The sequence below is a fragment of the Pseudomonas lactucae genome (genome assembly GCF_036688725.1).
Lineage (GTDB): Bacteria > Pseudomonadota > Gammaproteobacteria > Pseudomonadales > Pseudomonadaceae > Aquipseudomonas > Aquipseudomonas lactucae.
Map to the genome: position 1 here is coordinate 208,998 of NZ_JAQQPT010000011.1, position 12,974 is coordinate 221,971.

Annotated in this window: 14 protein-coding genes; 7 read left to right on the forward strand and 7 right to left on the reverse strand. The window is 62.4% G+C overall.

Going from position 1 to position 12,974, the window contains the following annotated elements:
- Positions 1-122: 122 nt before the first annotated feature.
- Positions 123-758, forward strand: a complete 636-nt coding sequence (locus V6M90_RS14965) for a DedA family protein (RefSeq protein WP_042945460.1) — start codon at positions 123-125, stop codon at positions 756-758.
- Here the strand turns inward: V6M90_RS14965 and V6M90_RS14970 are convergent.
- The gene (locus V6M90_RS14970; RefSeq protein WP_003176840.1) at positions 739-1,974 is read right to left on the reverse strand and encodes a sterol desaturase family protein; all 1,236 of its coding nucleotides are present in this window, start codon (positions 1,972-1,974) and stop codon (positions 739-741) included. The genes V6M90_RS14965 and V6M90_RS14970 overlap by 20 nt on opposite strands.
- Positions 1,975-2,090: 116 nt before the next feature.
- Between V6M90_RS14970 and elbB the strand changes: the two genes are divergently transcribed.
- Entirely contained in the window at positions 2,091-2,756 is a 666-nt protein-coding gene (elbB, locus tag V6M90_RS14975; protein ID WP_003176842.1) for an isoprenoid biosynthesis glyoxalase ElbB, read from the forward strand.
- Between the two features lie 133 nt (positions 2,757-2,889).
- Here elbB and V6M90_RS14980 read toward each other — a convergent pair whose 3' ends face one another.
- Both V6M90_RS14980 and V6M90_RS14985 read right to left on the reverse strand, forming a co-directional pair.
- Positions 2,890-3,345: a YaiI/YqxD family protein gene (locus V6M90_RS14980; RefSeq protein WP_003176843.1), complete on the reverse strand. Its 456-nt coding sequence runs from the start codon at positions 3,343-3,345 to the stop codon at positions 2,890-2,892.
- A gap of 1 nt (position 3,346) precedes the next feature.
- A complete protein-coding gene (locus tag V6M90_RS14985) occupies positions 3,347-5,242 on the reverse strand; it encodes an FTR1 family protein (protein ID WP_141062875.1) in 1,896 nt (631 codons plus the stop codon).
- Positions 5,243-5,509: 267 nt separating this feature from the next.
- On the opposite strand from V6M90_RS14985, the gene V6M90_RS14990 reads away from it, so the two are divergent.
- The 4 genes from V6M90_RS14990 to V6M90_RS15005 are packed head-to-tail and all read left to right on the forward strand — an operon-like array spanning position 5,510 to position 8,656.
- Positions 5,510-6,907, forward strand: a complete 1,398-nt coding sequence (locus V6M90_RS14990) for a COG3014 family protein (RefSeq protein ID WP_332846726.1) — start codon at positions 5,510-5,512, stop codon at positions 6,905-6,907.
- 10 nt (positions 6,908-6,917) lie between these two features.
- Positions 6,918-7,289 carry a YcfL family protein gene (locus V6M90_RS14995; RefSeq protein WP_003176846.1) on the forward strand — a complete coding sequence of 124 codons (372 nt, stop codon included), beginning with the start codon at positions 6,918-6,920 and terminating at the stop codon, positions 7,287-7,289.
- 35 nt (positions 7,290-7,324) lie between these two features.
- A complete protein-coding gene (lpoB, locus tag V6M90_RS15000) occupies positions 7,325-7,912 on the forward strand; it encodes a penicillin-binding protein activator LpoB (RefSeq protein WP_003176847.1) in 588 nt (195 codons plus the stop codon).
- Between the two features lie 3 nt (positions 7,913-7,915).
- Positions 7,916-8,656 carry a penicillin-binding protein activator LpoB gene (locus V6M90_RS15005; RefSeq protein WP_332846727.1) on the forward strand — a complete coding sequence of 247 codons (741 nt, stop codon included), beginning with the start codon at positions 7,916-7,918 and terminating at the stop codon, positions 8,654-8,656.
- 161 nt (positions 8,657-8,817) lie between these two features.
- Here the strand turns inward: V6M90_RS15005 and V6M90_RS15010 are convergent, their stop codons facing one another.
- The 3 genes from V6M90_RS15010 to V6M90_RS15020 form a co-directional block, all read right to left on the reverse strand.
- Positions 8,818-9,450, reverse strand: a complete 633-nt coding sequence (locus V6M90_RS15010) for a LysE family transporter (RefSeq protein ID WP_003176849.1) — start codon at positions 9,448-9,450, stop codon at positions 8,818-8,820.
- Positions 9,451-9,539: 89 nt separating this feature from the next.
- Positions 9,540-10,112: a mechanosensitive ion channel family protein gene (locus tag V6M90_RS15015; protein WP_003176850.1), complete on the reverse strand. Its 573-nt coding sequence runs from the start codon at positions 10,110-10,112 to the stop codon at positions 9,540-9,542.
- Positions 10,112-12,022 carry an ATP-binding cassette domain-containing protein gene (locus tag V6M90_RS15020; RefSeq protein WP_141062874.1) on the reverse strand — a complete coding sequence of 637 codons (1,911 nt, stop codon included), beginning with the start codon at positions 12,020-12,022 and terminating at the stop codon, positions 10,112-10,114. Before V6M90_RS15020 ends, V6M90_RS15015 begins: the two co-directional genes overlap by 1 nt.
- Positions 12,023-12,072: 50 nt before the next feature.
- On the opposite strand from V6M90_RS15020, the gene V6M90_RS15025 reads away from it, so the two are divergent.
- Positions 12,073-12,534: a TIGR02444 family protein gene (locus V6M90_RS15025; protein ID WP_141062873.1), complete on the forward strand. Its 462-nt coding sequence runs from the start codon at positions 12,073-12,075 to the stop codon at positions 12,532-12,534.
- Here the strand turns inward: V6M90_RS15025 and V6M90_RS30205 are convergent.
- The coding region (locus V6M90_RS30205) for a hypothetical protein (protein ID WP_408637311.1) at positions 12,531-12,974 on the reverse strand (444 nt) is incomplete at its 5' end. The genes V6M90_RS15025 and V6M90_RS30205 overlap by 4 nt on opposite strands.

The following is a 12,974-nucleotide window of genomic DNA, read 5'->3' on the forward strand; positions in this document are numbered from 1 at the left end:
ATGCGACCTGTAGTCGCATTCGTCGTATATGTAGGAAATGTTCACTTCGTGACACATCTCGATACTTTCATGAACCTTCACGAAGGCGTAGGCTGCGCGTTCATTTCGCCAGCACCCAGACCATGCTTCAACAATTCCTGCATGACTTCGGCTACTTTGCCCTGTTCCTGGGCACCTTCTTTGAAGGCGAGACCATTCTGGTTCTCGCAGGCTTCCTGGCTTTCCGTGGGTACATGGATATCAACCTGGTGGTGGTCGTTGCCTTTTTCGGCAGCTATGCCGGCGACCAGCTCTGGTATTACATGGGCCGCAAACACGGCCGCAAGCTGTTGGCGCGCAAACCGCGCTGGCAATTGATGGGCGACAAGGCTCTGGAACATATCCGCAAGCACCCCGATATCTGGGTGCTGAGCTTCCGCTTCGTGTACGGGTTGCGCACGGTGATGCCGGTGGCGATCGGACTGTCCGGCTACCCACCGCTGCGCTACCTGATCCTCAACGGTATCGGCGCCGCGATCTGGGCCGCCGCGTTGGGCGCGGCGGCGTACCATTTCGGCGCCGTGCTCGAAGGCATGCTCGGCAGCGTCAAGAAGTACGAGCTGTGGGTATTGGGCGCCTTGCTGTTGCTGGGCTTTGGCCTGTGGCTGCGTCGCCGCTTCAAGAATGCGCGGATTGCGCGCCAGGCCTGTGCCGACGCCAAGGCCCGGCTCGCCGCCGAGCCTGCTCATGCCGAGCCACCTAAGTCGCCAGTCGAGTAAGCCGGCCCCGGCAACAATAGAGGCCGAACACACTGAGCACGCTGTAGCTCAACAAAGCCGGCCAACCGAGTTGGCTGGCCGGCCACAGCCCCACCAGCGGCGCCAGCCATACCAGCGGCACATTCAGCGCCAGGCGCGCCCATTCGGCTTTCAGCGCCCAGGGGCGATTCTCCAGGGCCACGCCCAGGGTAAACAGCCCCAGCGCCATCGTGCTCCAGCCCAGCACCAATGCGGGTATGGGCAGCCCTTCGCCGGCATTCATCAAATAACTGCCAAACCCCACGTACACCGCAAATTGCAGGGCGATGTAAGCCTGTTGACGGGGATTGAGCGGCACCTCGAATTTGCGGAACTGGCTCAAGTCCGGCTTGGCCAACGGGTATCTGGCCTGCACGTCCGCAGGGCGCCAGCCGGTGGGCATGAACCAGATGCGCAGCTTGTCCCGCCAACGTTCGGCACGCCGCGCATCACGCCACAACTGCGCATAAAACTGCAGATTGGCCCACAGCGGGTTCCAACTGGCCAAGGGCGTGGTCACGCCGAAAATCACCGGCTCATTGTCGTCCTCTTCCTGAAAGGTGCCGAACAGCCGGTCCCAAAGAATGAACACCCCGCCGTAGTTGCGATCCATGTAGAGAGCGTTCTGTGCATGGTGGGCCCTATGGTTGGACGGCGTGACGAAGAACCACTCGAACCAACCGAGCTTGGGCACATGGCGAGTGTGCACCCAGAACTGGTACAGCAGGTTGAGCGAGGCCACACTGATAAACACCACCAGCGGCACGCCGAGTACGGCCAGGGGCAGGTAGAAAATCCAGCTCAGCAAAAAGCCGGTGCTGGTCTGGCGCAGGGCTGTGCTGAGGTTGTAGTCCTCGCTCTGGTGATGCACCGAATGCGCGGCCCACAGGATGTTGCGCTCGTGGCCCATGCGGTGCAGCCAGTAGTAGCAGAAGTCGTAGAGCACAAAGGCCAAGCCCCAGGTCCAGAGGCTCTGGGCCGGCAGTTCGATCACCGCCAGGTGCTTGAGGGCGAATGCGTAGGTGAGCAGCCCCAGGCCTTTGGTCAACAGCCCGGTGGTGGTGGACAGCACACCCGTGCTGAGACTGTTGATGGCGTCGGCCACCCGGTAGTTACGCTGGCCACGCCAGCGGTCGGCGAGCAGCTCCACCACGATCAAGGCAATGAAAAACGGTACCGCGTAAGGCACGAAGTCCATGGTGTGGTCCGGTCTATTTTTGTTACATCAAGAGTAGGGGCAGCGGCGCGAGATCCCATTGGCAACAGGTTACAAATTAGTAGACATTTAACGCCAAGACCTCAGGAGAAATGCCCATGAGCAAAAAGATTGCAGTGATCCTTTCCGGCTGCGGCGTGTATGACGGCGCCGAGATCCACGAAAGCGTGATCACCCTGCTGCGCCTGGACCAGCGCGGCGCTCAAGTCCAGTGCTTTGCACCCGATATTGCGCAAATGCACGTGATCAACCACCTGACCGGCGAGGAAATGCCCGAGTCGCGCAACGTGCTGGTGGAATCGGCGCGTATTGCCCGAGGCGAGGTGAAGGACATCGCTGAGGCCGACGCCACAGACTTCGACGCACTGATCGTGCCCGGCGGGTTTGGCGCGGCGAAGAACCTGTCGAGCTTTGCCGTGGAGGGCGCGGGCTGCAGTGTTAACCCACAGGTATTGGCGTTGGCCGAAGCCTTTGCCGAAGCGGGCAAGCCGGTGGGGCTGATCTGCATCTCACCGGCCCTGGCCGCGAAGATCTACGGCCCGGGCGTGACCTGCACCATCGGCAACGATGCCGACACCGCCGCCGCATTGGACAAGATGGGTGCCACGCACCAGGAATGCACGGTTGAAGACATCGTCGAAGACACTGCGCGCAAGCTGGTCAGCACGCCGGCCTATATGCTCGGCAAGAACATCAGCGAGGTCGCGTCAGGCATCAACAAGCTGGTGGATCGCGTGCTGGAGCTGACCCACGAAAATGACTGATAGTGACGAGCAGGCTTGTTGTGGCGAGGGAGCTTGCTCCCGTTGGAGTGCGCAGCGCTCCCGCTTTATTGGGGCTGCTACGCAGCCCAACGGGAGCAAGCTCCCTCGCCACGTTACACTTTTCATCAGGCCCTCAGGCCCGGCGCATCAATTGGGTGAGAATGCGGTCCAGTGAGTTGGCAAACGCCTGTTTATCCTTCTCCCCATGGGGCGGTGGACCACCGCCCATCTGGCCCTGCTCCCGCAGGTCGGTGAACAGGTTACGCACCGCCAGGCGCTCACTCATGTTCGCGGGGCTGAATTCCTTGCCCCGAGGGTCCAGGGCCGTGACGCCCTTCTTCACCAACCGGTCGGCCAGGGGCACGTCGCTGCAGATCACCAGTTCGCCGGGCACCGCGTGCTCTACCAGATAATCATCCGCCGCATCCGGGCCGCTGGGCACCACGATCAGCTTTACGCAGGCGAAGCTCGGCTTGATCTGGCTCTGCCCGGCCACCAGCACCACCTCGAACTGGCGCTTGAGGGCGAACTTCACCACCTGGTCCTTGGCTGCCCGAGGGCAGGCGTCGGCGTCGATCCATACGCGCACCCTATGCCACCACCCGGCGTTTTTCTGCCATGCGACTGCGGCCATACAACACCATAATCGCCAGGATCGCCACGGCCTGCGCACTCAGCGAATAGGCATCGGCGTGAATGCCCAGCCAATCGAAGTCAAAGAACGCCACCGGCCGCGTGCCAAAGATGCCGGCTTCCTGCAACGCTTTGACGCCATGCCCGGCAAACACCACCGACAGCGCACACAGCAGTGCAGCGTTGATGCCGAAGAACAACGCCAGCGGCAACTTCGCCGAACCGCGCAGGATCACCCAGGCCAGGCCCACCAGCAGCACCAGCGCGCTGGCGCCACCGGCCAGCACCGCGTTGTGCCCGGCCGGGCCGGCCTGTAGCCACAGGGTTTCGTAGAACAGGATGACCTCGAACAGTTCGCGATACACCGAGAAGAACGCCAGCAGCGCAAACCCAAAGCGCCCACCGCCGCCGACCAGGCTGCTCTTGATGTAGTCCTGCCAGGCGGCCGCGTGGCGCCGGTCGTGCATCCATACGCCGAGCCACAGCACCATGACACTGGCGAACAGCGCGGTACAGCCTTCGAGCAATTCGCGCTGGGCGCCGCTCACGTCAATCACATAGGCCGCCAACGCCCAGGTGGCCAAACCGGCCAGCAGCGCCAGCCCCCAACCCACGTTGACGCTGCGCACCGCCGACTGCTGGCCGGTGTTACGCAGAAAGGCAAGGATCGCCGCCAGCACCAGAATCGCTTCCAGGCCTTCGCGCAGCAAAATCAGCAGGCCCGAGATATAGCTCAACGACCAGCTCAAGCCATCGCCGCCCAGCAAACCGGCGGACTCGGTGAGCTTGCCCTTGGCCATGTCCAGACGCTGCTGCACCTGCTCGATCGGCAAACCGTCCTGCAACGACTGCCGATAGGCCATCAGGGCCTTCTCGGTGTCCTTGCGCACGTTGGCGTCGACATTGTCCAGCGAGCTTTCCACCAACTCGAAACCTTCCAGGTACGCCGCTACGGACAGGTCATAGGCCTGTTCGTGGTCACCGTTACGAAACGCGGCGAGGCTCTTGTCCAACGTCGTCGCGGTGTAGTCGAGCAACTGTGCGGGGCCACGTTTGACCTGCGGCGGTTGCGCACGCTGGGCGCGGAAGGTCGCGGCTGTCACGGGGCCGTCGGCGGCCAGCACTTCATTGGGGGTCTGGCGGGCCAGGTCGGCGAGGTTGAAGGGTTGTTCGCTTTTGGCGGCAGCCGGGTCGGCGGTGAAACCGGCGATGTAGGTGGCCAGGTCCCAGCGTTGGCGGTCGTCCAGTTGGTCGGCGAAGGACGGCATATCAGTGCCTTCGATACCCAGGCCCAAGGTGTTGTAGATCGCATACAGGCTCAGGCGGTCCAGACGCGCGGCATCGCGCAGGTTGGCCGGCGGCGGCGTGAGGCCCACGCCGGCCGGGCCATCTCCCGCGCCGGCGGCGCCGTGACATACCGAACAATGCTGGGCGTAGAGCGGTGCACCACGGGTCGGGTCCGGCGTGATGGCCGGAGCCTGGCTGACTTCATAGGCCACTGCCAGCTTGGCGCCCAATTGACGGGCCTGGCGCGCAACCGCCACACCGTCCTGATGCGTCGTGACCGCTGCCAGCAACTCATCGACACCCTTGACCAACTCGGCGCGTTCCGGCCTTTGCGGCAAATCCGCCACCAAGCCCTGCAACACCCCGAGAAACTCCACCTGCTCGCGGTATTCCGAATCATCAACCACCTTGCCCGCCGCCACTGTAGGTGGGTAGTCCGCGCCGATGTAATCCAGCAAATGCAGGGCTTGGGTTGCGCCCTCGGCAGTCGCGGCCATCAGGTTGAAGCTGCACGACATCAACGCCGGCAATACCAGCCAGGCGAGAAAACGGAGGGGGGCAGTCATGAACGAATCTCAAATGGAAATACGAAGTAACACATTGTTAGGCCTTATGAGGTTTGACTCAAGGCGTAAGTGATTTTGGCGTTAGCGCAGGCGCGGCTTTTCTATTCGGCGATGGCACTTCTGATGATGGCATCACAGCAAAAAGCCATTGTTTTGCCAGTAATGGCGCTTATAATGCGGCGCCCTGTTAGTGCGAAAGGGAATTTCGTTCCTCATTTTTTATGAGGAATCACCACACCGGTTGACTACTTTCAGGGAAGAAGCTGCATGGCATTTCGCGCCTTAACTCCGCTCGCGCTCGCGACGGTCACGTTGCTCTCCGGCTGTTCGATGTTTCGCAGCTACGACACCGAGCTGCAAGCCACCAATCAGCAATTGGCCACCGGCAACATCGACGGTGCCCTGACCCTGCTGGAAAAAAACAACACCAGCCAGGACAAGGACCTGCTGTATTTCTTCGAAAAAGGCGAGTTGTTGCGGGCCAAGGGCGACCTCGCCGGCAGCCAGACCGCCTGGCGCAGCGCCGACCTGCAAGTCCACAAGTGGGAAGAGTCGGTCAAGTTCGACAGTGCAAAGTACCTCGCCCAGTTCGGCAGTTTCCTGGCCAACGACAAGGTGCGTCGCTACGAAGGCTATGACTATGAAAAAGTCATGCTGACCACCCAGATGGCTCTCAACCTGCTGGCCCTGAATGACTTTGACGGTGCGCGCACCGAGATCAAGAAGACCCACGAACGCGAAGCCGTGATCGCCGACCTGCGCGACAAGGAATACCTCAAGCGCGAGGACGAAGCCCAGCGCGAAGGCGTTACCACCCAGATGAAAGACCTCAGCGGTTACCCGGTGCAAGCCCTGAACGCGCCGGAAGTGGTCGGCCTCAAAAACAGCTACCAGAGTGCGTTCAGCCATTACCTGGCCGGCTTCATCTACGAAGCCCTGGGCGAAAAAGACCTGGCTGCCCCGGGCTACCGCAAGGCCGCCGAGCTGCGCCCGAATACGCCGCTACTGGAAAAGGCCTTGCTGGACCTGGATAAATCCAAGGTCGGCGCCAATGAAACCGAGGTGCTGATTGTGGTGCAGAGTGGCCTCGCCCCGGCTCGCGATTCGATCCGCCTGCCCCTGCCGATCCCGATCAACGGCAACCTGGTGATCACCCCGCTGTCGTTCCCGGTGATCAAGGCCGATACGTCCACGGCGACCTTCACGCAGATCGGCGTCGACGGTCAGCAACAGAACCTCACCGCACTCAACAGCACCACGGCCATGTCGCGCCGCGCCCTGCGCGATGACATGCCGGGGATCATCCTGCGCACCACCGTGCGCGCGGTGACCCGTGGCGTGGCACAAAACAACCTGAACAAGACCAACCCCATGGCGGGCCTGGTGTTGGGCATTGCCTCGGCCGTCACCGAAGGCGCCGACACCCGCACCTGGCGCACGTTGCCGGACATGACCCAAGTGACCCGCCTGCGCCTCAAGCACGGCGAGCACCAGGTCAGCCTGCCCAACGCCCTGGGCGGCACGCTGGTGACGGTCAAGGCCGACCAACGCTACCAAGTGATCACCCTGCGCGTGGTCGGTAACCAGGTGTTCGCCGGCGGCCTCGCGGCCCACGTGGTGCCGGGCACAACGCCCCAGGCCATCGCCACTCTCAAACAACCTTAAGGAGCACGCTATGCGTCATTTCATCCTCGGCGCCCTGGCGCTGGTCCTGCTTGCCGGCTGCGCCACCCCGCCACCGCCAGAGCCCGGCAGCGCCGCGAGCAAGATCGTGGTGATGGGCAAGTTCAAGGGCATCGCCGTCGGTGCCATTCGCGTGGCGCGCGAGAACGGTTTTCTCACCGCCAAGGTGCAGTTGAGCAACATCACCAGCAGCAATCAGACGCTGTATTACCGCTTCGCCTGGCTGGGTGCCGACGGCTTTCCGGTGGGCGACGAGGACACTTGGAAAGTGCTGAACCTGTATGCCAACCAGGCGACGTTCCTGCCGGCCATCGCCAATTTGCCCCAGGCGGCGGACTTTCGCCTTGAAGTCAAAACCCCTTGAGCCATTCCCTTCTTAAGCGCCAGAGAGATTTCCCCATGTTTGCACGCTTCTCGATTCTCGCCGTGGTTGCCGTCCTGGCCAGCGGCTGCGCCAATACCTCGCCGGTACTGGGCAGTAAGAACATCAACTACGGCGACACCAAGGCTGTGGAAACCGTGACCAACGAGTTCGGCTCCACCGACCTGCAGATGATTGCTGAAAGCATGACCCGCTCCCTGGCCCAGTCCGGCATCCTGCACGGCCGTCCGGTGGTGCAGGTGTACGACGTGAAGAACAAGACCAGCGAGTACATCGACACCCGCGAGATCACCACGTCGATCAAAACCCAGTTGATGAAGACCGGCACCGCCCGCTTCGCCAGCGACAACACCGACATGCAGAGCCAGGTCGACCAGCTCAAGCTGCAGAACCAGAGCGGCCTGTACAAGAAGACCACCGTGAGCAAGACCGGCAACATGGTCGCGGCCAAGTACCGCCTGGAAGGCTCCATCAGTTCCATCGTCAAGCGCAGCTCGGACTACAAGGACGTGTTCTACAAATTCAGCCTGCAGCTGATCGACGTCGAGAGCGGCCTGGCCGAGTGGATGGACGAAAAAGAAATCCGCAAGACTACGGAGCGCTAAGCGATGCGTGCATGGATCGGTATGATCGGCCTGCTGTGCGCCTTTGGCGCCTCGGCCGCGCCGAAGATCGCGGTGACCGACCTGGCCTACGAGGCGCGGGTCGAGGAATACATCCACCAAGTCTCGGCCAGCGACAACTTCCAGGCAAGCGCCTACCACGCCAGCGGTGCGTCGAGCTACAGCGAGTACGAAAGCCGTACCAGCTACATCGAGCAGACCGAGCTGCGTAAGTTCAGCGGTGATATCAAGGGCGAGATTCTCAAGTCCCGCCAGTTCCAGCTGGTGCAGGGCACGCCCTACACCGCCGATGCCAAGGGTGACGTCTATGACGTGATCAAGCGCATCAAGGCCGGTAACTTCAAGGGCGCGGACTACGTGCTGTTCGGCACGCTGTCAGACATCGACTTTACCCAGGACATCAACGCCCTGGACCACACCAACAGCTACTCGGCGGTGCTGGGCCTGACCCTGGTGGCGGATTTCAGCCTGATCAACACCCGTACCTTCGAGATCACCTCGGCGTTTACCGCCATGGGTGAAGGCCAGGACACCAAGCTGGTGAACAGCCGCGACGTACGTGTGAGCCTCAATCGGCCACGGGTGGTAAAAGAAGTGTCGAAAGCGTTGGGTGAGGATGTGGCCAGGCAGTTGGCGGAACAGATGGGCGGCGGTTATCAAGAGCCTGGCCAGCCGGCGTTGCGCAACAACCTGCCAAGGGATGAAGCGCCGAAGATTCTGCGCTGAGCGGTAGTCCTTCAGGCAACACCAAACCAATGTGGGCGGGGCGGTGCGACTTGCTCCCGATTGCGGTGGTTCAGCTACAGATAAGCTGACTGACACACCGCTATCGGGAGCAAGTCGAATCGTCGCACCGCCCCTCCCACATTTTGATTCGGTTTCCTCAGTCAGGCCGTTGCGCGATGCAAGCTGGCGAGAAAACCCGCAGCCCCCACGAACAACCCGGCAAACGTACGGTTCATGCGTTTTTGCTGCTTGGGCGTACGCAACAGACGCAACACCTTCGACGCCAGCCCGGTGTAACCCGCCATCACGATCATATCGACGCTGATCATGGTCGCACCCAGGATCAGGTACTGGGTCAGCAGCGGCGCCTGCGGGTTCACGAATTGCGGCAGTACCGCCAGCATGAATACCAGGGCCTTGGGATTACTGGCATTGACCAGAAAACCGCGGAACATCATCGCCATCGGCCTGCCGACAGGGCGTGGGGTCGCGTCATCGGTCATGTCCATGGGCAAGGCGCGCCATTGCTTGACGGCCAGGTACACCAGGTACGCCACGCCAAACCATTTGATCGCGTAGAACGCTGTGGACGATGCCGCCAAAATGGCTCCGAGCCCGCAGGCAACCACGGCAATCTGCATCGCAAGGCCCAGTTGCAGGCCAATGGCGTTCCAGTAGCCGCGCAGGAAACCGTATTGCAGGCCGCTGGACATCGAAGCGATGGCGCCGGCACCAGGGGAAAGGGAGATGATCCAACTGGCCAGGAAAAAGGCCAGCCACGTATCGAGCGCCATTGCACACCTCGGAGGGGAATTTGCTGTTGTGGCCTTAAGCTAACTCCGCCGACCGAGGGCTGGCTATAGATTTTTACAAGATGTGAATACTAACGATCGCCCGGAAACACATGGGTGCCCGGCCAACGCCGCACCGAGCGCTGGAAGAACAGGCTGTTAGGCACCTGCACGATGGCGCTGTCAGTGCCCGCCGCTTCCACTTCGATCAGCGTGGTATAGAGCAGGTTGATCGCCACGACCCGGCCTTTTACGCCGGGTTTGTCGACGGTATCCACCAGCTCGACGATGTCACCGAGGCGAAACGGCCCAACGGTAAAAATCAGAATGGCGCACAGCAGGTTGGACAGCACCGACCACATCGCGAAGAACGCCACGGCGGCGACCGCGACAAACCCCGACAGCGCCGTCCACAGCACGGTGGCGGACACGCCCAGGCGACCCAGCACGAAGATCAGCGCACTGCCCATGATCAGCCAGCGCAAGCCACCACGCAGCGGCATCAGCAGTTGTGGCGGGAACGGGTAACGCTCGCCCAGGCGGGTCAGGCCTTTGGCGACGAAGCGCTGGGCAAGGTAGCCGGCCAGCAGGATCAGCAGGATTTGCACGCCGATCCAGACAGGCTCGATCCATTGCGCCGGCAGTGGCAGCTGCAACGCTTCCATCAGGACAGCGCCTCCAGCTCCGCTTGCAGGGTTTCGAGCAGTTCGAGCGCTTCCATCCAGGTTTCCTCCAATTGCCCTTCACGCACCTTGAGCCTGGCTTGTTCGGCCAGCAGGTCGCGCAGTTCGTCCTTGCGGGCCGCCTCGTACACGGCGCTGTCGCCCAGACTGGCTTCGATCCTGGCCAGGCGCTCGTGCACCTTGCCCAACTCGGCTTCCAGCTTGTCGGCTTCGCGCTTGTGCGGCGCCAGTTGCTGACGCAATGCGGCGGCCGCCTGACGCTGGGCTTTCTTGTCGGTCTTGTCCGGGTTGACCGGGGTGTTGCTCACCGGCGCATTGCGCAGACGGTATTCCGTCAGCCAGCGGGCGTAGTCGTCCAGGTCACCGTCGAACTCTTCGACTTTGCCGTCGGCCACCAACAGGAAGTTATCGGTGGTGCTCTTGAGCAAGTGGCGATCGTGGGACACCACCAGTACCGCACCGCTGAATTCCTGCAAGGCCATGGTCAACGCCAGGCGCATTTCCAGGTCCAGGTGGTTGGTCGGTTCGTCGAGCAACAGCAGGTTCGGCCGGTCCCAGGCGATAAGGGCCAGGGCCAGGCGGGCTTTTTCGCCGCCGGAGAAGTTCAGCACCGGCTCATCGATACGTGCGCCACGGAAGTCGAACCCGCCGAGGAAGTCGCGCAGTGTCTGCTCGCGTTCGGTCGGCGCCAGACGCTGCAGATGCAGCAACGGGCTGGCCTTGGCGTCCAGGGAATCCAACTGATGCTGGGCGAAGTAGCCCACCACCGTGTTCTCGCCACGGGTCAGGTGGCCCGCCAAGGGCTCGAGTTCGCCCGAGAGGTTTTTGATCAGCGTCGACTTGCCCGCGCCGTTGGGGCCCAGCAGGCCGATACGCGCGCCCGGCGTGAGCTGCAGCTTGACCTTCTCCAGGATGGTCTTGTCACCGTAGCCCAGGCGAGCATCGGACAGGTCCAGCAAGGGGCTGGAGATCTTCACCGACTCACGGAACACGAAGTCGAATGGCGAATCGACGTGGGCCGCCGACAGTTCCTCCATGCGCTCCAACGCCTTGATCCGGCTCTGGGCCTGACGGGCCTTGGTGGCCTGGGCCTTGAACCGGGCGATGTAGCTTTCCATGTGCGCACGCTGCGCCTGCTGTTTCTCGAACGCCTGTTGCTGTTGGGCCAGGCGCTCGGCACGCGCGCGCTCGAACGCGGTGTAGCCACCTCGGTAGAGCGTGATTTTCTTCTGTTCGACGTGGGCGATGTTGTCGACCACGGCGTCGAGGAAATCCCGGTCGTGGGAAATCAGCAGCAAGGTGCCCTGGTAGTTCTTGAGGAAGTCTTCCAGCCACAGGATCGCATCGAGGTCCAAGTGGTTGGTCGGTTCATCGAGTAGCAACAGGTCGGAGGGACACATCAGTGCCTGGGCCAGGTTCAGGCGCATGCGCCAGCCACCGGAGAAATCCGCGACCGGCCGATCCATCTGCTCGTTGGTAAAGCCAAGGCCGGCCAGCATCTTGCGGGCGCGGGCGTCGGCGGTGTAGCCGTCGGCACTGTCCAGCTCCGAGTGCAGGCGCGCCAGGGCGGCGCCGTTCTGGGCTTTCTCGGCCTCGGCGAGGTCGTGCTGCACCTGGCGTAAACGCAGGTCGCCATCGAGCACGTAGTCGATCGCAATGCGGTCCAGGGTGTCGATCTCCTGGCGCATATGGGCGATGCGCCAGTCGGCCGGCAGCAGGCAGTCCCCGGAATCCGGGGTCAGCTCACCCAGCAACAGGGCAAACAACGTGGATTTACCGGCGCCGTTGGCACCGATCAGGCCGGCTTTGTGACCGGCGTGCAGGGTCAGCTCGGCGTCTTCGAGAAGACGCTGCGGGCCACGCTGTAATGTTAGGCTTTGAAGTCGGATCATAATGGCGGCGGAGTCTACCAGCTTCGTTGGCCGCTGGCTTGGGTGTGAATATGTACGCTGACCTGTGGAGCTTTGCCCTCTCGACCTACGCCCGTCCGGGTATCGAAGCGGCTTGCCTGCGTTTGCAGGAACAAGGCGCTGACGTGTGCCTGATGCTGTGTGGAGCCTGGCTGGAGCAACGAGGCGTGGCCGTGACCCCCGAACGCATGAGAGCGCTGAAGCAGATCGCCGGGCCCTGGCAGGTACAAGTGGTCGAACCGTTGCGGCGGATGCGCATGCAATGGCGCGCCACGGCGCAGCAGGATAAGCCACTGGCGGCGTTACGGGAACGGGTCAAAGCCCTGGAGCTGGATGCGGAGCGCGTCTTGCTGACACGGCTGGAAGGGCTGGCACAGACATGGCCGACAGGTGAAGGTCATCAGAAGTGGCTTGAAGGACTGGCGGCTGAGGCTGCCGCCAACCTTGACCACGACGCGCTGCAGCAGCTGCGCATCGTGGCCACCGGCACTTAGGAAGCGCTGGTTGGCGTGGTGCTTGGCGCTACCGGTGCAGGCGTGCTGCTGGCCGATGCGGTTGGAGCGGTGGCGGTCGCCGGGGTCGCAGGTTTGGCCGGTGCTGGCTTTGCAGCAGCTGGTTTGGCGACAGCGGGTTTGGCAACAGCAGGTTTAGCGGCTGGCTTGGCGGCTGGTTTCGCAGCAGCTGGTTTGGCAGCTGGCTTCGCGGCCGATTTGGCAGCGACGGTTTTGGCAGCTGGCTTCACGGCCGGTTTAGCAGCAGCGGTTTTGGCCGCTGGCTTCGCGGCTGGTTTCGCAGCAGCGGTTTTGGTCGCTGGTTTGGCGGCTGGTTTGGCAGCAGCGGTTTTGGCCGCTGGCTTCGCGGCTGGTTTCGCAGCAGCGGTTTTAGCAGCTGGCTTGACGGCTGGTTTCGCAGCGGCGGTTTTGGCCGCTGGCTT